General features: G+C 61.1%; 23 protein-coding genes. 11 read left to right on the forward strand and 12 right to left on the reverse strand.

From position 1 onward, the window contains the following. Window positions 1-77: 77 nt before the first annotated feature. Window positions 78-911: a nuclear transport factor 2 family protein gene (locus AC1DVS_RS06780; RefSeq protein ID WP_478021509.1), complete on the reverse strand. Its 834-nt coding sequence runs from the start codon at window positions 909-911 to the stop codon at window positions 78-80. Window positions 912-1,066: 155 nt separating this feature from the next. Here AC1DVS_RS06780 and AC1DVS_RS06785 point away from each other — a divergent pair, with 155 nt between their 5' ends. The 3 genes from AC1DVS_RS06785 (at window position 1,067) to AC1DVS_RS06795 (ending at window position 3,732) form a co-directional block, all read left to right on the forward strand. Further along, window positions 1,067-2,476 (forward strand): phosphatidylinositol-specific phospholipase C domain-containing protein, encoded by a 1,410-nt coding sequence (locus tag AC1DVS_RS06785; protein ID WP_478021510.1) that lies wholly within the window; start codon window positions 1,067-1,069, stop codon window positions 2,474-2,476. 174 nt (window positions 2,477-2,650) lie between these two features. Then, the gene (locus AC1DVS_RS06790; RefSeq protein WP_478021511.1) at window positions 2,651-3,028 is read left to right on the forward strand and encodes a hypothetical protein; all 378 of its coding nucleotides are present in this window, start codon (window positions 2,651-2,653) and stop codon (window positions 3,026-3,028) included. A gap of 134 nt (window positions 3,029-3,162) precedes the next feature. Next, the gene (locus tag AC1DVS_RS06795; RefSeq protein ID WP_478021512.1) at window positions 3,163-3,732 is read left to right on the forward strand and encodes a hypothetical protein; all 570 of its coding nucleotides are present in this window, start codon (window positions 3,163-3,165) and stop codon (window positions 3,730-3,732) included. Window positions 3,733-3,771: 39 nt separating this feature from the next. Here the strand turns inward: AC1DVS_RS06795 and AC1DVS_RS06800 are convergent, their stop codons facing one another. The 4 genes from AC1DVS_RS06800 to AC1DVS_RS06815 all read right to left on the reverse strand — a co-directional run bounded on the left by AC1DVS_RS06800 (window position 3,772) and on the right by AC1DVS_RS06815 (window position 7,996). Beyond that, entirely contained in the window at window positions 3,772-4,224 is a 453-nt protein-coding gene (locus tag AC1DVS_RS06800; protein ID WP_478021514.1) for a hypothetical protein, read from the reverse strand. A gap of 95 nt (window positions 4,225-4,319) precedes the next feature. Next, window positions 4,320-4,907, reverse strand: coding sequence for a hypothetical protein (locus AC1DVS_RS06805; protein WP_478021515.1), 588 nt, complete (start codon window positions 4,905-4,907; stop codon window positions 4,320-4,322). Window positions 4,908-5,043: 136 nt separating this feature from the next. After that, the gene (locus tag AC1DVS_RS06810; protein WP_478021517.1) at window positions 5,044-5,412 is read right to left on the reverse strand and encodes a hypothetical protein; all 369 of its coding nucleotides are present in this window, start codon (window positions 5,410-5,412) and stop codon (window positions 5,044-5,046) included. A 523-nt stretch (window positions 5,413-5,935) separates the two neighbouring features. Further along, window positions 5,936-7,996 (reverse strand): putative bifunctional diguanylate cyclase/phosphodiesterase, encoded by a 2,061-nt coding sequence (locus AC1DVS_RS06815; protein ID WP_478021519.1) that lies wholly within the window; start codon window positions 7,994-7,996, stop codon window positions 5,936-5,938. A gap of 248 nt (window positions 7,997-8,244) precedes the next feature. Here AC1DVS_RS06815 and AC1DVS_RS06820 point away from each other — a divergent pair, with 248 nt between their 5' ends. Beyond that, window positions 8,245-8,553, forward strand: a complete 309-nt coding sequence (locus AC1DVS_RS06820) for a hypothetical protein (protein WP_478021520.1) — start codon at window positions 8,245-8,247, stop codon at window positions 8,551-8,553. 222 nt (window positions 8,554-8,775) lie between these two features. Here the strand turns inward: AC1DVS_RS06820 and AC1DVS_RS06825 are convergent, their stop codons facing one another. Together AC1DVS_RS06825 and AC1DVS_RS06830 are read right to left on the reverse strand one after the other, a co-directional pair. Then, window positions 8,776-9,147, reverse strand: a complete 372-nt coding sequence (locus tag AC1DVS_RS06825) for a hypothetical protein (RefSeq protein WP_478021522.1) — start codon at window positions 9,145-9,147, stop codon at window positions 8,776-8,778. 742 nt (window positions 9,148-9,889) lie between these two features. Beyond that, window positions 9,890-11,236, reverse strand: coding sequence for a serine hydrolase domain-containing protein (locus tag AC1DVS_RS06830; protein ID WP_478021523.1), 1,347 nt, complete (start codon window positions 11,234-11,236; stop codon window positions 9,890-9,892). Between the two features lie 260 nt (window positions 11,237-11,496). Here AC1DVS_RS06830 and AC1DVS_RS06835 point away from each other — a divergent pair, with 260 nt between their 5' ends. The 3 genes from AC1DVS_RS06835 to AC1DVS_RS06845 all read left to right on the forward strand — a co-directional run bounded on the left by AC1DVS_RS06835 (window position 11,497) and on the right by AC1DVS_RS06845 (window position 14,211). After that, window positions 11,497-12,741 (forward strand): alpha/beta hydrolase, encoded by a 1,245-nt coding sequence (locus tag AC1DVS_RS06835; protein ID WP_478021525.1) that lies wholly within the window; start codon window positions 11,497-11,499, stop codon window positions 12,739-12,741. Between the two features lie 251 nt (window positions 12,742-12,992). Then, window positions 12,993-13,490 carry a hypothetical protein gene (locus tag AC1DVS_RS06840; RefSeq protein WP_478021527.1) on the forward strand — a complete coding sequence of 166 codons (498 nt, stop codon included), beginning with the start codon at window positions 12,993-12,995 and terminating at the stop codon, window positions 13,488-13,490. Next, complete coding sequence (locus AC1DVS_RS06845; protein ID WP_478021528.1) at window positions 13,483-14,211, forward strand: hypothetical protein; 729 nt, start codon at window positions 13,483-13,485, stop codon at window positions 14,209-14,211. Before AC1DVS_RS06840 ends, AC1DVS_RS06845 begins: the two co-directional genes overlap by 8 nt. 100 nt (window positions 14,212-14,311) lie before the next feature. On the opposite strand, the gene AC1DVS_RS06850 is transcribed toward AC1DVS_RS06845, so the two are convergent. Both AC1DVS_RS06850 and AC1DVS_RS06855 read right to left on the reverse strand, forming a co-directional pair. Next, window positions 14,312-14,698: a hypothetical protein gene (locus AC1DVS_RS06850; RefSeq protein WP_478021530.1), complete on the reverse strand. Its 387-nt coding sequence runs from the start codon at window positions 14,696-14,698 to the stop codon at window positions 14,312-14,314. Window positions 14,699-14,906: 208 nt separating this feature from the next. Next, a complete protein-coding gene (locus tag AC1DVS_RS06855; protein WP_478021531.1) occupies window positions 14,907-17,207 on the reverse strand; it encodes an ATP-dependent helicase in 2,301 nt (766 codons plus the stop codon). A 363-nt stretch (window positions 17,208-17,570) separates the two neighbouring features. On the opposite strand from AC1DVS_RS06855, the gene AC1DVS_RS06860 reads away from it, so the two are divergent. The 3 genes from AC1DVS_RS06860 to AC1DVS_RS06870 all read left to right on the forward strand — a co-directional run bounded on the left by AC1DVS_RS06860 (window position 17,571) and on the right by AC1DVS_RS06870 (window position 18,631). Beyond that, on the forward strand, window positions 17,571-17,966 hold the full coding sequence (locus AC1DVS_RS06860) for a GFA family protein (protein WP_478021533.1): 396 nt from the start codon (window positions 17,571-17,573) through the stop codon (window positions 17,964-17,966). A gap of 99 nt (window positions 17,967-18,065) precedes the next feature. Beyond that, window positions 18,066-18,338: a CopG family ribbon-helix-helix protein gene (locus tag AC1DVS_RS06865; RefSeq protein ID WP_478021534.1), complete on the forward strand. Its 273-nt coding sequence runs from the start codon at window positions 18,066-18,068 to the stop codon at window positions 18,336-18,338. Then, a complete protein-coding gene (locus tag AC1DVS_RS06870; protein WP_478021535.1) occupies window positions 18,326-18,631 on the forward strand; it encodes a type II toxin-antitoxin system RelE/ParE family toxin in 306 nt (101 codons plus the stop codon). Before AC1DVS_RS06865 ends, AC1DVS_RS06870 begins: the two co-directional genes overlap by 13 nt. A gap of 5 nt (window positions 18,632-18,636) precedes the next feature. On the opposite strand, the gene AC1DVS_RS06875 is transcribed toward AC1DVS_RS06870, so the two are convergent. Genes AC1DVS_RS06875 through AC1DVS_RS06885 form a run of 3 tightly spaced genes read right to left on the reverse strand, consistent with a single transcriptional unit; the run spans window position 18,637 to window position 20,348 of the window. Continuing rightward, window positions 18,637-19,116 (reverse strand): DUF1348 family protein, encoded by a 480-nt coding sequence (locus tag AC1DVS_RS06875; protein WP_478021537.1) that lies wholly within the window; start codon window positions 19,114-19,116, stop codon window positions 18,637-18,639. Further along, entirely contained in the window at window positions 19,113-19,745 is a 633-nt protein-coding gene (locus tag AC1DVS_RS06880) for a pyridoxamine 5'-phosphate oxidase family protein (RefSeq protein WP_478021539.1), read from the reverse strand. The genes AC1DVS_RS06875 and AC1DVS_RS06880 overlap by 4 nt, the downstream gene beginning before the upstream one ends. Window positions 19,746-19,802: 57 nt before the next feature. Continuing rightward, a complete protein-coding gene (locus tag AC1DVS_RS06885; RefSeq protein WP_478021540.1) occupies window positions 19,803-20,348 on the reverse strand; it encodes a carboxymuconolactone decarboxylase family protein in 546 nt (181 codons plus the stop codon). Window positions 20,349-20,481: 133 nt separating this feature from the next. Between AC1DVS_RS06885 and AC1DVS_RS06890 the strand changes: the two genes are divergently transcribed. Continuing rightward, window positions 20,482-21,372, forward strand: a complete 891-nt coding sequence (locus AC1DVS_RS06890) for a LysR family transcriptional regulator (RefSeq protein ID WP_478021542.1) — start codon at window positions 20,482-20,484, stop codon at window positions 21,370-21,372. Window positions 21,373-21,423 lie beyond the last annotated feature (51 nt).

The following is a 21,423-nucleotide window of genomic DNA, read 5'->3' on the forward strand; positions in this document are numbered from 1 at the left end:
ATGGCTTACCGCGTTGCGGCGGCCAAGGCGGAAGGAACGATGCAGGTAGTCGCTTCAGGCCGCGGGCGCATTCGGGGTCAGGTCGTATCCCCACCATGGAACACCAGCTCGCCCTGGCGGCGCACCGAGATTCGTTCGATCAGCCCGTCGCGCAGGGCGTAATCGACGAACACACGCCCCTCGATCCGGTCACCCTGCCGCATCGGGCGGAGTATGAAGGCCGGCGCGTCGGCGATGGCGGTGAAGCACATCGTCGCGTCGAGCGTGATCGCTGTGTCGCTGGCCTCGACCGAATGGATCGTGAGGCGTTCGCGCACCGTCTCGAACATCGGTCCATAGAAACCGACAATCGCATCCGGCCCGTGGAGCGGCGGGATCTGCGGATTGAGGGTGAGCACGACATCATCGGCATAGAAGCGCCGGAACCGCGCGCAATCCGCGTTGCTGAAGGCCGCGACATAGGCGTGGAACGCGGCGATCTGGCTCGGATGCGCGCCGAGCAGGGGGAGGCGGGTGACGCCTTTCCCCGGCGGCCACATCATGGATTTGAGTTCCGCCACCTTGCCGCCCTGGAGCCGGTAGGTGACGAAGAACTTGACCGTCACGCTGTCTCCGGGGTGGAGATGCCCGAAGGGGAAATCGGCGCGCTCGCTGGTCGCGTGGAAATCCATGTCCACCTCGGCGAAGAGGTGATCGGCGCCTTGCAATACCAGCTGCGGGCGCATCACCTCGCGAACGCCGTCATGCGCCCATTCGAGGAAGGCGAGCAGCTGATCGCTGCCGTGATAGTCGCGCGTGCCGCCCGTGAAGCGCACGTCCTTGCAGAAAAATCGCTTGACCAGCGCCTGGTCGTCACCCGTGTTGAACAGCGCCTCATAGGCCGCATAGTCCATCGCCTGCACCCTCCTCATTGCCGTTCGCGCGGCGCTCGTCTCGGGTCATTCCCAAGGAAAATATGATTTATAACCAAAGTGGTATGGATTCCATCGTTTCGGCTGGATAACAAACCGGCGGACCCATGGCCGAGTGGCTGGCCGGTCTTTCGATCCACTAGCGAGCGAGGCGCATGATGACCTTCCATACCGGCCTTCAGATCGTCAACCACACGCCCTTCAGGATCGTCGCCGGTTCGATCAGCTACGTCCACAAGGAGGTCGAGCAAACCGGATTCAACGGTGATATCTCCTGGGAGATAGATCAGGTCGACGATGTCGTGACCTGTTGGGGGCCGCTGGACATCGCGCCGAATGCGTGGTTCGACCGCTATGTCGAACTCTATGCGCATAGCGGGACGATCCTGCTGCCGGTCACGCTGACGCTGGAGAACGGGCAGGCTTTCAGCTTCACCATCAACCAGAAATACGCCTATTACGATGTCGACACGCCGCTATCGGTGGCGGTAACCGACACGAGCCCGCCGCCCTATGAAGGCGCGATCGGCGTGACCTTCACGACGCGGCGCGACGCCGAGATCCAGAAGACCTATAATTATGGGATGGTGATGGTGTCGATCATCGACCAGCAGGCGACCGCGCGCTGGATGACCGACAACCCGGGGCTGGACCCGTACAAGATCAACCAGATCACCCTTCCGGGCACGCATGACACCGGAACCTGGAGCGAAGACGGCAACGCACAATGCCAGTCGATGGATCTGCGCCATCAGCTCAACGCCGGCATCCGCTTTCTCGACGTCCGGGTCGAGCTTCTCTCGGATATCGGCGGCCAGGATATGCGGATCTATCACGGTCTCGCGCCGACCGATTATTATCTGGAAAGGGACATCATTCCCACGTGCGAGGCTTTCCTGGAGCAGAACCCCGACGAGACGATCGTCATGATGGTCAGCCGCAACACCCATTTCCTCGATTCGATCCTGGACCTGACCTGGGATGCGATCGTGAAGCTTCTGGGTGGCACGCCGGTCGACGACCAGGTTTTCACGACCCTCATGGCCGGGATCCTGGCGCGGCACAGCAAGATATCGACCGGCTCGACCATTCCGACGGTCAAGGACGCACGCAGCAAGATCATCCTCGTCACGCGCTATCATCAGGGGCCGGGCATCGCGCTGCCGGTCAAGCAATGGCCCGACGACGCCAGCGGGACGATCCAGTTGCCCGGCGTCGCGGTAGAGATCCAGGACATGTACAAATTTGGCGGCCCCTTGGACAAAGCCGGCAAGGTCGACAACAAATGGAAAATGGTCGAGCCCTGTCTCGACGCAGCGCGCGCGGTCGGCAACAATGATCCGTCGAAATGGTTCATCAACTTCACCAGCGGCTCGGGCGATCCGGGAATCTTCAACCCCGATGATATGGCCAAGGGCGTCGGCGGGAACGACGGGATCAACGCGCGCCTTGTCGATTATCTGGGCAAGCACCCCAAGGGCTATTATGGCACGGTGATGATGGACTTCCCCGAGTTTCCGCCGCCCGGTGACCTGATCGAGAGGCTGATCAGGACCAACCCTTAGGGGCGTAGGGGCGAGGGCCGGGTTTTTGGAACCGTGTGACGGACGTCGCGCGCCAGCTATGAGGACGGCAGAGCTTAATTACCTGGTAGGGTGAGGAGCCTATGCCTGCGCTGATTGATGGCGGGGGCGTTCATGACAATAATATTTTTGCCGAGTTGGAGAGTGTGCGGCGCAATGGTCGTAGGTTTCATCCTGCTTTGGATCACGTTCACAATCTTCAATGGGCTGACAACGCATTTTCAGATGGCTGAGGTAAAATCCGTCGACTGGTTGTGTGACTATAAACGGGCGAGGCACCAGACGATCGTGTTGAAGCGCGATTGCAGCGGGGAAGATGCGTTCCTCGAAATCAAGCGTAACCCGGCGAAACGGCACGGCGGAGATATCGATGGCACTGCAGAGGTGACCGTGCGCTATCAGACGCCCGACGCGAAGTGGCACGAAGGCAAAGTAGAATATACTTCCTCATGGGCGGAATTCTACACGGTCGAGCCAGGTCAAAAGATCCCGGTCCGGGTCAGCCGCTGGAATGATGACGACATAAGCATTTAGAGCTCGGTTGTCGGCGGGCGGAGCATTTTCGCGATATTTCAGCGAAACTTGTACAGGCCGTGTCGGGAGCGCGGTCACCCCCCCCGGGGTGACCGATCGGCTCATCCAATCTGCTCAGAAAATGGGCCATTTAAATGGATGAAAATTCTATAGTATCCGTTCCGTCAGCGGCGAAGGATTTGCTTATAGAGCTTAATGGCAAGATCGTTGCCAAACTTGTCAGATACAGCTGGTGGCCCCCATCCCAGGTTGGGAGCGAATGTGGCATTAAGGACAGGATGGCCTTTTCTCTGACTGCAGGTCCATTTGCAATCTATTTTACAGATGGTACGATTTTGGGTGTGGGGAGTGATTCTTCCTTAAACAGCGTGATCGTTTGGGATGAAGCTTCAGCTGAAAGAAAAAATATAGGTACACTCGCCGATGACAGCGAGTTGTTCGCTATTTCTCATATTGGAGAGTTTGCGACTTCTTTCTGGGGGCAATTTTCGGGGCTTCCCGTAACCGGCACCTCGATCCTCAAACGTGAGGATATGAACGCGAAGCAGCGCTCGCGTCCCAGTGAGGTTGGTTTGCGATTTAGCTTTCCTCGCGGCAAGAGCTTCATCGCTTCTCACGGGCTACATGACGGTACCGATGATTTCTCCGTGATTGGGGAATCACAAATGCAAAAATTTCCTCTGCAGGAGATTCCGATAAGCTGATGGAGTTTTTGGACAGTTGCGCTGGTCACCGCAACGGGCTCAGAGAATGTGAAACGCGCGACCGCCTCTTGCCGCGATGATCCGAACGTCGCCAAAAAAATACTCGAAGCAGCCATCGACTCCGTCCTGGGAGCAACGGCTTTTTTTCCGGAGACTTCCGCTCAGCACAACCTCCGGATAATGCTCGCGGCGCAGCTGGCGAGAGACTATCCTGGCCGCCCGCTGGTCATCTGGCCGATCCGCCGAGCCGCGAAGCCATATGGCTTGTCTCGGACAATTCCCGTCATCGTCGAAGATCTGGCTGCCATGATTGTTCGAGACCCAGAATGCCCGGACCAGGATCTCGCGGCCCAGATACGATTGCCGGTTGTTCATCATCTCGCAAAAAGGAACAGCCTGATCGAAAAGCGGAAGGTTCGCGGCTTGTCGGTGCGTTGTGGAGGCGCAGCTTGCGCAAAGCATGCCTGCCGCCGCTATCAAACCGACCTTCACTCCATGAGTATGTGCCATCCCGGAAATGTCCATAATATAGGTCGGTGTGGTCGACGCGGGCGAAAAACAGTCGTCTGAGATTCCCGGGATTTACCCTATCTCTCGCGTTCCCGGCGCCATTTGCGAAATGCCTGAATGCCGGCGCCTATGGTCAACGCTGCCGCAAGGACCAGCCACAGCATGCCCCATCCGTGAAGCACGTCATTCCTGCTCGATACGCGCAGCACCAGGACGAAGGCGACGGCCACCACAGAGCCCAGTTGTCCATAGGTCATTCGGGCGAACATGACCTGCCGCATTTCCTCCCGATTCCTCTCCTTCCCGACCGGCGTTCGGCGTTCAAGCTCGCGTGATGGTGCATTCCAGGCCCAACGATAGACCAGAAGGAAGGGCGCCAGAATGAGCCCTATTCCCGCCCACAGGGCGACCTGACCGGAGACGCCATCCATGTCGGGCACGAACAACGCCAACAGCAGGATCAACAGGATCGTAGTCGGCAAGATCGACCAGGCCGCGTAGCGCAACCGACGGTTGAACGTGCGGATGAAACCGTCGCGCTCGGCGTCGGTCACCCGGATCGGTGCACGTTTCAAACTCTTGCGATACAAAAACCCCGCGCCATCGGGTTCGAACTGATCCGCGAAAATCTGACGTACGCGCTCGAAATTATCGTTCCCGAACATTCCGGGACGGTAACACGCGCATCGCTACGATCAAGACGCCTGGGGCGGTAGTTAAGTGCACTGGCACCGTAACTCCCTGGGGCGGTAGTTAAGTGCACTGGCACCGTAACTCACCGTAACTGTCGTTAAAGCTGCATCATCCCGCTCTCGCGGGTGTCGCGCCGCTTCTGGACGGTGCCCACCAGCCGATTGCGACTGGAATTAAAAAAGCAATCACGCTGCTCAAATAGACCCTGGTTGAGTCAGGACCCTGCCAAAACGGGCCGACATTGATGATCACGATCATCGGGATGAGCCAGCCCGCCGAGATAGAGGCATCTCGCAGCCTGTGAAAGGTAACGACCACCAGCACGATGCAGGCGGGAAAGCCTATTGCGAAACTGACCAGACTGGACACCCCGGCGAACGCCAGGGCCAACGGAAAAACGAAGGACAAAAGCAACAGGATGGCACTTGCAGCGCGATAAGATTCGCGGCCGGCGAACTGTTGGGCGGACAATCTCACGTCCAGACTCTATCATAAACCGCATTCCGCTGCCAGTCGGACCTGGGTTTGCACCTTCGACTTTTGGGGGCATTTGCGCCAGTTACCGTAACCGCAGTCCAGCGCACTGTGCCGACCGAATTCCAGTCATGTCAAAGAACGGCGCGCACCGATTTGGACGGATCGCGGGTGTCGCTATGGGCGATTTCAGGCACGGGTTGAATCGCGGGGGCGCGTTCGCGGCGGATATGTTGGACGTGTGACATAATTCGGCGCGGCCTTCGGGTGCCGAAAGGGGCAACAACGAGGGGAATGTGCGGAAAACCGCGCCCGCCCGTTGGATAATTATGTCATGCCTATCGGGGGGCTATCGCAGCCACAGCATGGGGCGAGGCAGGTGGGGACGGCGGTCATTTGTCTCCGCCGCTGTTGGGAATGTCATGAGGGGTCACTGACATTTCCTATCTGTACAGAACATTGTACATGTGCGGTCGGCGCGGATGACGTCCAGCCCGGTTGTCCAGGAACGGGCAGCAGCTCGAAGTCAGGCCTTGCGCCGTTTGGTATTGGGCAATCGGATAATGTTGCTGCGAGGGAAAAAGCGCTTGAGTTCGCTTGCCGGCACGGGGCGTCCAATCAGATATCCCTGAGCTTCGTTGCAACCTTCAGCAATCAGCGCTCTCATTTGCGCTTCCGTCTCGACACCCTCGGCTATGGTGGTGATACCGAGACTCGCGCCCAGTGCGATCACCGCGCGCACGATCGCCGCCGCATCGCCATTGAGAGACAATTCGTTGACGAAGGATTGGTCGATCTTGATTTTGTCGAAGGGAAACAGGCGCAAATAGCTGAGAGAGGAATAGCCGGTACCAAAATCGTCCATGGCAATCTGGACGCCCAGTGATTTTATGTGATGCAATGTCGCCAGGGCAAATTCCGTATCGGCCAGCAAAACGGATTCGGTGATTTCGAATTCCAGGCGTGCGGGGTTCAAGCCGGACTCGGCCAGGGCGGATATCACGGTGTGCGCCAATGCCCGGCTTTTGAATTGCGCGCCTGAAACATTGACCGCAACCTTGAGGTTGCCTGGCCAGGTGGCCGCGTCGCGACAGGCTTGTCTCATGACCCATTCGCCGATCGGGACGATCAAGCCGGTTTCCTCGGCCAGAGGAAGGAAGTCATTGGGAGCAACCAGGCCGCGTTCGGGATGATGCCAACGCAGCAGCGCTTCAAACCCCAAAAGGGTCTCGGTCGGGACATCTATCTCCGGCTGATAATAGACTTCGAACTGCTCCAGGCGGATGGCCTGCCGCAATTCCATTTCCAGGCGCCGTCGCTCCTGCTTCTTGACGTCCATGTCACTTTCGAAGAAGCGGAAGACACCGCGACCGTCAGCCTTTGCACGATAAAGCGCCAGGTCAGCATGACTGATCAACGCGTCTGCCGTAGTCCCGTCGACGGGTGATAGTGCCAGGCCAATGCTCGCGCCTATTTCGACACGGTGTCCGCCGAGGTCAAAGGGCAGCGCTACAGCGTCGATGATTCGACCGGCTACCACGCTGGCTTCTGATCGGGACGACGTATCAGCCATCAGGACGACAAATTCATCGCCGCCGAACCGGGCCAGAGTGTCGGCAGAACGCACACAGGCTTGAATGCGGTCGGTAACCGCCCTGAGCAGTTGATCGCCGACTGGATGGCCGAGCGTGTCATTGACGTCCTTGAAATGATCCAGATCGATGCAGGCGACGGCAATCGGTCGCTTGGATCGCGAGAATGTCATTTCATGTTCGAGCTTTTCGCGAAGGAGGGTACGGTTGCAAAGGCCGGTCAGGGGATCATGACGCGCCATGAACGTGATCTGCTCCGCGGCGCGCACGGACGGCGTAATGTCTTCATGCGTCGCAACATAGCCTCCCTCCGGCAGGGGATTATGATTGATCCGGATCGTTCTGCCATCCGCAAGCCTGATCTCGGTGGCGGCGACGGCGCCCCGAACGGCTGCTTCGACCTTGACATCGAAATAGGTCGACATGTCCTGGGGGGCGTTGCCGACCGATTTGCGATATTCCAGGATCGCGGAGAGAGGGGTGCCGGAAAGCGTCAGGGACGGCGGCAGGTCGTAGAGTCGGGCATAGGCCGCATTGCACAGGATCAGGTTCGTTTTTGCGTCGAACATGCATACACCATGGGGCATGTTTCCCAGCGCTGCGTTCATGCGCTGATGCTGCAAGGCGATGACGGCCCTTGCATCTACGCGCGCATCAGAATCGTCGACCAGAATCAGCCAGCCTTTGTTTGGCAGCGGTCGATAGTTTGCGGTCATCACCCGCCCATCTTCAAGCGCCAGCCTGTCTTCAAATTCCTGACCGGCGAGAAGATTTTTATGCCAGGTTATGTATGGATCGTCTGATGCACTGGAATCAGTGCCAACAAGCGGCGAAGAATCTCGAAGCTTTTGGAGAAATCTTGAGGGAGGCTCGTCGCTTCCGACGTTCAACATCTCCACGAGACTTGAATTCGCGAGTGACAGGTTGAGGTCAGCATCCAGGACGGCGATACCATAGGGTATAGTATCTACGATCGTCTTGATCTCAACAGCCATGGCGCGCTCCACCCACTGTGACATTTAAATCCAGTTTACTCTGGGGAACGCTCTCAGCTTATGGGTGTCCCCGTCAGCGCTTATGGCCGAGATTTGAGGTTGGGTATTACGGGGTACTACGGTGCCCCGTGCGCGCCGAACTTTCCGCCTTTAGCGGTTGAGCGCACCGTCAGCTCCAACCGAGCTTGCGGCCGACGCGTTCCGACAGGGCGGGAATGTCGATCCGCGCCAGATCGAGAGGGGAATATATGAAGCGGCTGGAGTTTTCTTACCGAGGCGTTCGCGACGGACTTGCGGCACTATCGCTGTTCTTCCTGGCCAGCTCGGCGCATGCTCGCGATGATCCGCGGTCCGACCTGGAGCTTTACCGCTCGTCTTCCCTCGCCGGACAGCATGACCATCCGATCGGGTTCGAAGGACACCAGCTCGCCGTTGCCGAGCGGAAGGTCAGCCACCGTCGCGCAATCGTCCGTGCGTGGCTGGCCGGGCGCGAGGGCGCGGCGGCGCTCGATACCGTCGATGAAGACATCGCCGAGGAAGTGAACGGCGTCTACTGAATCAGATCGCTGAGCGTGGCGGAAGAATGGCGCAACATTCGGCGGGCCAAACAGGATCTGAGCGTGCTGGAGCGACGGAAACGTCTCGCGGAGGAGGCCAGCAATGGGCACTGACGGTCAGGTAGATCCCGATGACAGCGCACCTTATCTCAGGCTTAGAGGCGCGGTTACCGGGGGCGATAGACAATTAAGTGCACTGCCACCGAGATGCCTGCGCGTGCGCTACGCACTTTCGTCGCCAGGGAGTTTTTGAAACCAAGCTTCAGCGTTGGCGCTGATCAACTGCAAAGCGGCCGTCAGGTTCAATATCACTGTCACAAACAGGACAATGCCCATAACCCAACCATAGGCGCCTGCTGCTGCACTGATACACGTCCAGATTGTCGTGATGATGGCGAATGTGACGATGATCCACCGGGATACGTTGGAGTGACGGTACATGACGCCGAACCACAGAAGCAGCGCGATCGTTATACCAACCTGCGCTCCCGCACTATCTGCGCTGCGCCAGTTTATGATTGTCAAAACGAGCTTGATGGCAAATGCGCCGAGGTAGCAGCGCTCAAACCAGATGATCGCGTTCGGACGTTCCACAGTTGAGGCCCCGCTTTCGATTATCCACCCGCTCGTATCCGTTAAGCGGGTTGGCTTGCAATGCATCGAACATTTGAGTGCGTGCTCAGGCCGAGGATCCGCTGATTAAGAGTCAGCTGTCTAAATTGGCGTAACGGCGACAGGTGCAATATCCTCCTAAGATACTGTCAACGCAGGGCAAATAAGGGGTAATTGCACGTGGCACCGTAATTCGAGGACTCGCCGGCAACGCGTAGCCTTCGGGGCTATTCGAGTTCTTCCATCCACTCATGCGCGGGGATTCCTTCGTCAACTACCGACGTATAATATGATTTGGAAGATCTCAGGCTAGCCCCGGCTTTGAGCCTAAGCATAATATAGGAAATTGCATAGACAAGACTTTTCTTTCCTAGGGCAGAAATTTCCAATTTATCGGAATCAGTAAATGATAAAAAATTGTCGACATTCCCGTGTTCGTCATCGGTAAGTTCACGGCCGAGGATATTTTCTATTTTTTAATGGTTTCTTTTTCTATATCCAATGAAGATCTCCCAAAGAAGTTTAAATGACTAAGCGCGATATTTCACGTTCGCCAAAATGCCGTCTTTCGCGCTGAGTCAGGATACCCTTTCAGCTTGTTTGCGCTTCATGGTCACCGCCTGCCATCTCGACTAAATATCCGGCGCGGGCAGTAATCACTCTGACGCCTTTTCACTCCGCAACTACCGACCCATTGCAGACGTTAGCGGGAATCGACAAACCTCTACCGCCCCACCCTCATCAAATGCTCGGCCATAGCCCGGTAGGCCGGAAGCGAGGTCGGATCCAGGTTCACATTGCCGGCCAGCGGATGCGAAGCGAAGCGGGCGATCACCATTTCGGCCGTGGGATCGATATAGATCGCTTGCCCATAGGTGCCGCGGGCCATGTAGGCGCCGTGCGCGTCATGGGCGTGCCACCACTGGTTGCCATAGCTCCAGCCGGGCAGGGTGGCGTAGCCGCTGAACCTGGCGGGGTCGCCGCCCTTGCGAATCCGCTCGATCACTGCGGCCGGGACGACCTGCCGCCCGTTGATGCGCCCGTTTCCGCGCATCATCTCGCCGAAGCGGGCGAGATCGCGCAGGCAGCAGTTGAGGCCGGAGGCGGCATGCGGAACGCCGCTCGGGTCAACGTGGAAACAGGCCTCGGCCTCGGCCCCGATCCGGCTCCAGATCCGCTCGCTCACCACCTGATCCAGCGGCTTGGATTCGACGCGGCTGATGAGCCATCCCAATATGTCGGCATTGGGCGACCGGTAGACGAAGGCGCGGCCATGCTCGCCATTCTTCGCGATGCGCTGATCGAACGCATAGGCCGAATTCGGCCCGTCATATCCGGGGGGAAGCGGCGCGGTTCCGCGCGCCAGTCGATAGGCTGCGAAGTCCCCGCTGGTGCCGACATAGTCCTCGGTGAAGTTCAGCGCCGTGGTCATATCCATCACCTGGCCGACCGTCGCGTCGGCGAACCCGCTGCCGGCCAGCTCGGGGATGGTGCGCACCACCGCCGCATCGCGATCGAGCTTGCCTTCGCCGACCAGCATCGCGCCGATCGTCCCGAAGAGCGACTTGCTGACCGAGAAGGCGATGTGCTCGCCGTCAGGCCGCAAGGCGCCCAGATAGCGTTCGTAGACGATCCGGCCCCTGTGCAGGACGACGATGCCATCGGTGTAGTTGGCCGATAGCGACTCTCGCCACGTCATCGGGGCCGCCGCCCCGATGGGCGTGAAGGTGACCGCATCCAGATCGGCGCGCTCGGCGCGGGGCAGCACGGTCACGGGCCCCCCGCGCGCAATCTTCACCGTCGGGCGGAACTGGCGCCAGTGCGAGAAGGTCCAGCGCTGCTGCGGGAAGCGCAGAAAGCTTCCATCCTCGAACCGGATCTGCCGCTCGGGCGGCGGCGGCGTCCCCTGCATCCACCCCAGCGCGACCGGGTCCGAGGCGGCAGCATCAGGATAGAGGGGCGCCTGGCCGGCGGGGCTCGGCGTTTGAGCATGGGTCGGTACGGAAACAAGCTCACCGGGAACAGCGAGCGACGCCGCGCCGATCGTGAATTCGCGTCGCGAGATCCGCATGGTTTCCCCCTCAAATATCCGGGCAACTTATTACGTTGCCGAAAGGAAGGACAGGGGCTGCATGTCACGGAAGCCCAACGCATGGATCACGTACGCCGGCATCCAACAGCTGGAATCGCGTGCTTCGAGCCACAGCTTGATCGTAATTCGTTATGTGATATCATGACCAAAATCAAGGAGGGGCCAATGCGAAGACTTGCGCTAGCGCTAGCACTGTCGATCTGGATTGGCGCTTGCGCCGCGCCTGCTGTGGAACAGTGATGAGAGCCAAGACCAATGTGTCCCGCCGCGTCGCGCTACGGCTGCTGACGGCCCTTCTCCCACTTCTCGCGACAGGCATCGCGGGCCGCGTAGAGGCGCAGCCGCCGAAGACGGTCGGAGCGGATCGCTGGCTGGCCCAAGGCACGGCACATCGCCACACAATTGATAGCGCAGTGCCGGGTCGCGCAGTAGTGGCAGTGCGGCCGCCGGCAGAGGTCGGCGAACCCTCGTCGAGCGGCGCTGGCCCGACCGTGCCCGGGGCGATCGCCTCCGATGTTCGCATTTCATCCGAACCGGGTGTTGTCCTGGCGGGAACGCTGTACCTGCCGGCAGGGCACGGCAAGGGTCCGTATCCCCTGGCCGTGCTAATTGGGAGGATTGGACGCAACGCCCGTGGTGACTTTTCCGAGATCATCAAGCGACTGACCGCCGACGGCATAGCTGCCCTGGAATATGACAAGCGCGGGACCGGGCAGTCGACGGGCACCTACGAGGAGGATGTCGAGCCGCTGAGCGTGGACGCGGCCGCCGCCGTCGCGGCGATGCGCCATCGCCCGGACATCGTCGGCAGCCGCATTGCGCTGGTCGGCCATAGCCAGGGCGGTGTGGTCGCGCCCGCGGTGGCGGCTGCCGATCCCCACATCGCGGCCGTGGTGACGCTGGGGGGCGCTGTTGGCGACGGGCTGCCTTACGTGCGGGAGGGGTGTTACAGGCAGATGATGAAGATGATCCCCGGCGGCCGCGATTCCCTCGTCGTTCCGGCGGTGGATGCGGTCATGGCTTTGCTCCAGGCTCACGTGGACAGCAGGGATGCGGAAACGATCGCCCGCCTTCATGCGAACGCTGTCGACCGGTTCGAGGCAGCGGGGTTCCCGCGCCCGCAGGCGGAACAGGCGCTCACGATGATCGACGTTCCACAGACATGGAAGGCAAACACGTTTCGCTCGGCCTCCGATCTCAAGGCCCTGCACATGCCGGTTCTAGCGATCTTCGGGACCAAGGATCCGTATGCGGCCGACGCACCTGCGGCACGGGCAGCTTTGGCGAACAACCGCCGCGCTCGCGTTGTGATGCTGGACGGGCTCGGCCACTCGTTCCAGGAAGGCGCGGTCACAGGCGCGCCGGATGAGGTGGCGAACCTGGGCCCGTACCTCGGATCGCCTCGCCTTGCGACACTCGTTGGCGACTGGCTTCGAGATACGCTGTCGTCGAAAGGTGGCAAGGGGATGGGACACGTGCGGTAACGCTCAGCCTGGGAGTAACGGAGACAGGTGCAATATGTCCAAACTACCAGCAACGCGGGATAATAAGGGTTATTGCACCTGTACAGTAGTTCCAAACAAGTAATTCAGAAGACCCGCTTTTCCTCGCACCAGCAAATTTGATACGCACAAACTAAGTAAGAAAAGTCATTTTTCGCCTTCTACTTGACTTTTTTGAGAAGTTCCCCATCTTCTTCCCAACCGTTAGGGCGGCGGCGAAAAGGGGATATTCCATGGTTGCTAGGGTTCGAATCAAAGCTGGTCCGGTTGAGTTCGAGTACGAGGGCGAGACCGAACTGGCCGTTACTGACATAAAGGACCTGTTTTCTCACATCGAGACTCTGTTTAAAGTTCCTATTCTTGCGGAAGGCGGCGAACCACACGCCCCAGCGGAGCCTCCAACACCGGCGCCGGCCAATAATGGGGGCAGCGGATATGGACCGAAGTTGCACGTTAATAGCGTGGCGCAGAAGTTGAAGGCAAAGACTGGTTCGGAACTTGCTGTAAGCGCGGCCGCCACGCTCCAGATTTGTGAGGGCAAAGAAACATTCACGAGGACTGAGTTGCTCGATACGATGAAGAAGGCGACAATGCATTACAGCGCCAACATGTCGGGCAACCTGAGTAAAATCCTCGGAACTTTAGTGGGCGCGAAGTTCAATCAGATCGGTGATGGGGTTTACTCGCTCAATTCGGAAGAGCATCAGAAGCTGGCAGCCCAGCTTGCTTGATACTTCAGGACTGAAGGACTGGCTTCATCGCAAGCTTGAGGCGCGCGATAAGCTACTGCTCATACTTGCCACCTTCGATCAGCCTGTGCAGCTTGCCGACTTACGCTCACGTGCGGAGGAGGCTGGTTTCAAACTTCCGAAGAAGTGGAACCTGTCTCAGCTCCTGAGCCGAAGCGGGGGTTTAGCGATCCGCATACCGGCAGGTTGGGAACTTGCGGAATCCGGTAAGAACCATCTTCGCAATCTCGGCGTGGAGTCGATCAGCCCTGCAGCGATGCAGGTTGCAGCCGATTTGCGGAAGCACCTGGACAATGTCCAAAACGTGACCACGCGCGCATTCGTGGAGGAAGCCATTAAGTGTCATGAGGCGAAGCTCTATCGCTCGGCGATTGTCATGTCGTGGGTGGCTGCGGTGGACGTCCTGTATCGCGAGGTCGTCGCCAATCACCTCGCCGCCTTCAATGCCGAGGCATATAAGGTCAGCACTAAATGGAAGGCGGCCGTAAATGAGGATGGCCTGGCAAAGATGCAGGAGTCCGACTTTCTTGACCGGCTCGTTCCAATTGGCGTGATCGGCAAGAATGTGAAGGAGGAGCTGGCGAAGGCGTTGAAGCTTCGGAATGGGTGTGGCCATCCGAACAGCCTCAAGACCGGCCCCAACATGGTCGCCAGTCACATCGAGACCCTCATTCTAAACGTCTTCGAGCAGTTTCCAGCCTGACTTGGCCGAATACAAATCGCGTAATTTCGCGCGCGTTTTAAAAGTGAGGGATGGGGCCGGAGACGGCCAACAATTGACCGCTACCCCGACCCCTATCCGATCAGGCATTCCGTTTGTCTAAATCCGCCTCAGAGATTGCGAATCGCGACAAGTTGAACTCTTCGACCTCGACACCGCGTTCTCGTGCGGCCTCCAAAGTCGAACGCCAGCGGTCGAGTGAATGCGGTCCAATTGCTTGGTCACATTCAACCTGAATGTCGACGACCGAACCCACTTTCGCCGGGTCACTACCGAAACCCCCTGTCTCAGGGTGATGAAGCCGCCACCAGATATGGCGCACTACCAGATCTTCCGTGTGGCCATGCACCTTGTCCGGTCGGTGGATCGACAAATAGGATCCGATTGACGGCAGGACAGGCGCCTCAAATTCGAGGCTGTAGTCCGGCTTAGTACGCCCGATCTCTCTTACGACAACGATGAACTTCATGATGCTCTCCCTGTGCGAGGAGCATATCGTCACCACTACCCGATTACCAGCGAAGCCCGTAGGCAACTCTTACACTGCTCTTACACAGCACTAGCGCGGTGCTGTAATAGCCCCCGTAGTTGGCAGTAAGTATCTGTTATTGCAGTGAAAATAGTGGACGCGCCTGGGCTCGAACCAAGGAGCCCTTGATTAAGAGTCAGCTGTTCCATCACCCCAAGCTAACAAAACTATCCATAACCCGCTTCCGCCCAGCACTCTCGAAATCAATCTCAAGCTTGTTCCCCTCGATCTCGGCAATCTCGCCGTAACCGAACTTCTGGTGGAACACGCGCATCCCCACCGACAGATCGTCGCGGCCCTTGTTCCCGATACTCACCGCGCTCGCCCGCGCCTCCACCACTCGTGACGGCTCGCGCGTAAACGTGCGGCTGGTGAAGCCCCCACCCGGGTTAACCCCCGCAGCGCGCTGCCAGCCCGGGCCTCTGCCGGTGCCGCGCGCCACGTCCGCGAAGGGATCGGCGCGTTCGGACCAGTTGGCGCGCCACAGGCTTTCGCCGCCGGACATGCTGTTCTCGCTCTCGATATGCGCATGGGGCAGCTCGTTCACGAAGCGGCTGGGGAGCGAGCTGGTCCATTGGCCGTAGATGCGGCGGTTGGCGGCGTGGAGGATGACCGCGCGGCGTCTCGCGCGGGTGATCGCGACATAAGCGAGGCGGCGTTCCTCCTCGAGGCTGGCATTGCCGCCCTCGTCGAGCGCGCGCTGCGAGGGGAACAGGCCTTCCTCCCAGCCGACCAGGAAGACGGTGTCGTACTCGAGGCCCTTGGCGGCGTGGATCGTCATGATCGTCACCTTGGCCTCGTCGGCCTGGGCCTCGTTGTCCATCACCAGGCTGACATGCTCGAGGAAGGCGCCGAGATTCTCATATTCCTCCATCGCGCGGACGAGCTCGGTGAGGTTCTCGAGCCGGCCGGCTGCCTCGGCTGATTTCTCGGCCTGCCACATGCCGGTATAGCCGCTCTCGTCGAGGATCTGGCGGGCGAGCTCGGGATGGGGCAGCTCGGACGCCATGCTGCGCCAGCGCGCCATGTCGCCGACGAGATTGCCGAGCGCGCGGCGGGCGGCGCCGGTGAGCTCGTCGGTATCGAGGATGCGCGCGGCGGCGACGGTGAGGGGGACGTTCTCGGCGCGGGCGAGCTGGTGGACCTTCTGCACCGCCTTGTCGCCAAGGCCGCGCTTGGGGACGTTGACGATGCGCTCAAAGGCGAGATCGTCGGCGGGCTGGGCGACGACGCGCAGATAGGCGAGGGCATCGCGGATCTCGGCGCGCTCGTAGAAGCGGAAGCCGCCGACGATCCGGTATGGCATGCCGATGCTGATGAAGCGGTCCTCGAACTCGCGGGTCTGGTGCTGGGCGCGGACGAGGATGGCGATGTCGTCGATGCTCTTGCCCGACCGCTGACAGGCCTCGATTTCTTCGCCGACCCGGCGCGCCTCCTCGGGGCCGTCCCATACGCCGAGGACCTTGACCTTCTCGCCCTCCTGCTCGTCGGTCCAGAGCGTCTTGCCGAGGCGGCCGCTATTGTTGGCGATGACTCCGCTGGCGGCGGCGAGGATGTGCGGGGTGGAGCGGTAATTCTGTTCGAGGCGGATGACCCTGGCGCCGGGGAAGTCCTTTTCGAACTTCAGGATGTTTTCCACCTGGGCGCCGCGCCAGCTATAGATCGACTGGTCGTCATCGCCGACGCAGCAGAGGTTCTTGCGCTCCTGGGCGAGCAGGCGGAGCCAGAGATACTGGACGCTGTTGGTGTCCTGATATTCGTCGACCATGATATATTTGAAGCGGCTCTGGTAATTGGCGAGCACCTCGCGATCGCGCTTCAATATGGTCAGCATGTGGAGCAGCAGGTCGCCGAAATCGCAGGCGTTGAGGGCGATGAGGCGGGCCTGATAGGCGCGGTACATCTCCTGGCCGCGGCCGTTTGCGTAGAGCTCGCTTTCGCCGGCATCGATATCGGCTGGGGTGAGGCCCTTGTTCTTCCAGCCGTCGATCAGGCCGGCGAGCTGGCGGGCGGGCCAGCGCTTCTCGTCGAGATCGGCTGCCTGGATGAGCTGTTTCAGCAGGCGGAGCTGATCGTCGGTGTCGAGGATGGTGAAGTTGGATTGCAGCCCGACCAGCTCGGCGTGGCGGCGCAGCATCTTCGCGCCGATCGCGTGGAAGGTGCCGAGCCAGGGCATGCCCTCGACGACATCGCCGACGAGCTTGCCGACGCGGTGGCGCATTTCGCGCGCGGCCTTGTTGGTGAAGGTGACCGACAGGATTTCGGAGGGCCAGGCTTTTTTGGTGAAGAGAAGGTGGGCGAGGCGGGCGGTAAGGGCGGCCGTCTTGCCGGTGCCGGCTCCGGCGAGGACGAGGACCGGGCCCTCGGTGGTGAGCACGGCTTCGCGCTGCGGGGCGTTGAGGCCTGACAGGTAAGGCGGATCGGCAGGGGTTGGCGCGGGGAGACTCATCGGTGAACAGGTAGGGAACGGGGCGGCGGGGGGCAAGCGCCTACTAAGTTCCTCCCCGAGCTTGCTCGGGACCCAAGTTCCTCCCCGGAACGGGGAGGGGGACCATTCGCCTCTTCCGGCGAATGGTGGAGGGGCTTGGAGCGCGACGCCCGCGCCCGAGTCGCTTCAGCGCAATTCGACTTGTCGCCGCGTGAGGCAGCGCAGCCGCGCTCCAAGCCCCTCCACCACCCCGCTGAAGTAGCGGGGCGGTCCCCCTCCCCGTGCCGGGGAGGAACCTAGGGGAGCCGTTCCGCGGGAGGACCTAAGGGGCTTGCGTGGCGGCGAGGGTTGTGGAACAAAACGGGAAACAAGGAGGGATTGCCGATGCCGACGGGACGATGCCATTGCGGGGCGGTCAGCTATGCCGCGGAAGGGACGCCGGTGTATCACGCGCTGTGCCATTGCGAGGATTGCCGCCACTCGGCGGGCGCGCCGATGGTCGGGTGGATGGCGATGCGGGCTGAGCAGGTGACGATCACCGGCGAGACGGTGACCTATGCCTCATCGGACCATGGCCGGCGGCAATTTTGCGGCACCTGCGGCACGGGGCTGTTCTATACCAATGCCGAGATGTTGCCGGGGATCATCGACATCCAGTCCTCGACGCTCGACGATGCGGCCGGGCATCCGCCCGCGATCCATGTGCAGGTGGCGGACAAGCTCGGCTGGATGGACGGCATTGCCGATCTGCCGACATTCGAGCGCTATCCGGGGCAGTGAGGGACTCCTCCCGTACCGGGAAGGAATCAAGGGGGCGTTGTCAGTTTGCCGCCTTTCGTCTATATCAATAGGTGATACCTCTCGATACCGGAAGCACCAATGGCTACCTCGCTGAAGATCGACGACGAGCTGAAGGGCCGGGTCCAGCAACTCGCGGCCCAGCGGGATCGTTCGCCGCACTGGATCATGCGTGAGGCGATCAGGCAATATGTCGAGCATGAGGAAGCGCGGGAAAGCTTCAGGCAGGAAGCGATGGCGTCGTGGACTGCGTTTAGGGAAACCGGGCGGCATCTGACCGGCGAAGAGGTTACCGCCTGGCTGAGTGATTGGGGCACTGAAGCGGAGACTGGGCTTCCCGAGTGCCACGACTGATCGTTACCGAAGGCGGCGCGCTGGGGATGGCGCGGTGCCGCCGGTTCCTGATCGGCAAGAGCCCCGATGCGGCGAAACGCGCCGGGCAAGCGATTGCGACCAGCTTTGCTGCGCTGCAGGCCAACCCCGTCATCGGCCGGCCGTTCGAGCTCGACTCCAGGCTTCGCGAACTGGTGATCAGGTTCGGGGACTCGGGCTATGTAGCGCTGTATCGCCACGAGCCCGAGGACGACGCCGTTTATGTGCTCGCCTTCCGGCACCAGCGCGAAGGGGCATATCAGGGAGGGGCGTGACGGCGCTACCCGTCCACGCCGCTCAGTCCCGGATAGTCGAGCGGACGCGGCCCTGGCGCGTCCCACAGGAAGCGGCGATCGGCCTCTGCGATGGGCACGTCGTTCACTGAGGCCTCGCGCCTGCGCATCAGGCCGTTTTCGGCGAACTCCCATTGTTCGTTGCCGTAGCAGCGGTACCATTGGCCCGCCCTGCGGCATTCGAACTGGAAGCGGACGGCGATGCGGTTGCCTTCGAACGCCCAGAGATCCTTGACCAGGCGATACTCCTCCTCATCGGCCCATTTGGCGGTGAGCAGATCGACGATCGCAGCGCGGCCCTTCAGGAACACGTCGCGGTGCCGCCAGTCGCTGTCCTCGGTGTAAGCGAGCGCGACGCGGGCTGGGTCGCGGCTGTTCCAGGCATCCTCGGCGGCGCGGACCTTCACCAGCGCGGTTTCGCGGGTGAAGGGCGGGAAGGGTGGGCGGGGCGTTTCGGTGGTCGTCATGCTGGGTCCTTCCTGGCGGCGAGCTTTTCGCGGAGCGCGTGGTTCTGGGCTTCGAGTTCTTCGAGGCGAGTCTGGAGCGGCGCGACGGCGGCGGCAATCTCGGCTTCAGTGAAGCGCGGCGTGATGTGCTGGGGGCAGTTCCAGTCGAACGCCTCGAGATGGAGCAGGAAGGCGCGCTCGGGCACCGCGCGATAGCCGGGGAGCGCCAGCTTTTCGGCGAGTTCGGGATCGTCGGCCAGGTCGCGGGCTTCGATATGGGCGTAGAGCTTCATCCGGCGGCGGTTCGGATAGTCCATGAAGATCAGCGCGACTCGATTGTTGGCGTTGGTGTTGCCGAGGCTGATATATTGGCGGTTGCCGCGGAAATCGGCGAAGGCGAGCGTCGTCTCGTCGATCAGCTTGACGAAGCCGGCCGGTCCGCCGCGATGCTGGACATAGGGCCAGCCGGTCTCCGAGACGCTCGCCATATAGAAGCTGTCGCGTGCGGCGATGAAGGCGGCTTCCGATGGGCCGAAGCGATCGAAGACGCGGTGCGCGCCGGCCCTGTCGTAAAGCCCGGCGCTGCCGTTCGCGACCTGGGCGGCGTGGACGCTCGGGGTGGTGGCGATATCGAGGAAACCATAGGCCATGATGGAACTCCCAAAATGGGTGCGCCGGCGGGCAGGGGGGACCCGCCGGCGGTGCCGTCACGCTGCCTTGGCCGCGAGGACGACGGGGAAGTCGATGTCGGTTTCAGCGACATTGTTGATATAGTTGGTCAGCACGTTGAGCGCGACGGTAGCGGTGATATCGATCACCTGTGCCTCAGTGAAGCCGGCGAGGCGCACCGCGGCGATATCGCCGTCGCTGACCTTGCCGCGGGCATCGAGCACCTTCCGCGCGAAGACGACCGCCGCATCGGCCTTCGCATCGCCCGAATGGCCGGCGCGGTTGAGCGCGATCTCGGTCTCGTCGATCTTTGCGAGGTTGAGGCCGAGATAGCTGTGCGCCGACAAACAATAATCGCAGCCATTGGCCTGGGCGATGGCGAGCGCGATCCGCTCGCGGGTCTTTGCGTCGAGGGTGCGGCCGAGCGCGCCGTTGAGGCCGAGATAGCCTTCGAGCGCGGCCGGGCTGTTGCCGACGAGGCGGAAGAGATTGGGGACGACACCGAGTTGCTTCTCGACGGCATCGAGCAGCGGCTGGGATTTTGCGGGGGCATCTTCGCGGGCGGGGATGGTGAGGCGTGACATAGGCTGTTCTCCGGTTGGCGATAGCGGCTTGCCATCTGCTGCACTGAAGATGGCAGCGAGCGCGTTTTGTGATAATCCGCTTCATTGACACTTCACTCATGCAGAAATCGGGATAATTATGGATCGGCTCGATATGCTTAGGACCTTTGTCGCGGTCGCCGACCAGGCGAGCTTTGCCGAGGCGGCGCGACGGATGCGGATATCGCCGACGGCGGCGAGCCGGGCGGTGGCGGCGCTGGAGGCATCGCTCGGCACGAGTTTGCTGCGGCGCACGACGCGGTCAGTGCGGCTGACTGAGGACGGCGCTGCCTATCTGGAGCGGTGCCGCGCCGCTTTGGCCGAACTCGACGATGCCGCGCTGGCGCTCCGCGGCGCTGGTGCCTCGCCGGGCGGCACGATGGTGATCACCGCGCCGGTCGTGTTCGGGCGGTTGCACATATTGCCGGTGGTGATGGGGCTGCTCCACGATCATCCGGCGCTTTCGATTCGGCTGACGCTCAGCGACCGCGTGGTGCGGCTGGTCGATGAGGGGATCGATATCGCGGTGCGGATCGGGGACCTGTCGGACAGCGCGCTTCATGCGCTGAAGGTTGCCGAGGTGCGCCGCATCCTCGTTGCCAGCCCGGCCTATCTGGCGGCGCGGGGTGTGCCTGCCAATGTGCCGGCGCTGCACGACCATGACCTGATTTCCTTCGCCGGCCTGGACGCCGAGAGCGAGTGGCGGTTCGGCCCGGCGGGCAAGCCCGCGATCCGGATCAGCCCCAGGCTGGTGGTGAACAGCGCCGATGCGGCGATCGCGGCGGCGGCGGCCGGGCTGGGGATCGCGCGCGTGCTGTCCTATCAGGCGATCGACTCGATCGCGGCGGGCGAGCTGGTGCAGGTGCTAGGCGTGGCCGCGCCGCCGGCGCTGCCGGTTCACCTCGTCTATCAGGCCGGTCGTGGCGCGGCGGTCAATGTGCGGGCGTTCATCGAGGGCGCGCGGACGCATTTTGCCGGGCTAGGGCCGCTCACCGCCGATCCTTGACCGCGATCAAGGCGATTGTCATCAACCTGTCACACAAGCGCGCGAAGCGAG

The organism is Sphingomonas sp. P3_C5, assembly GCF_056402635.1.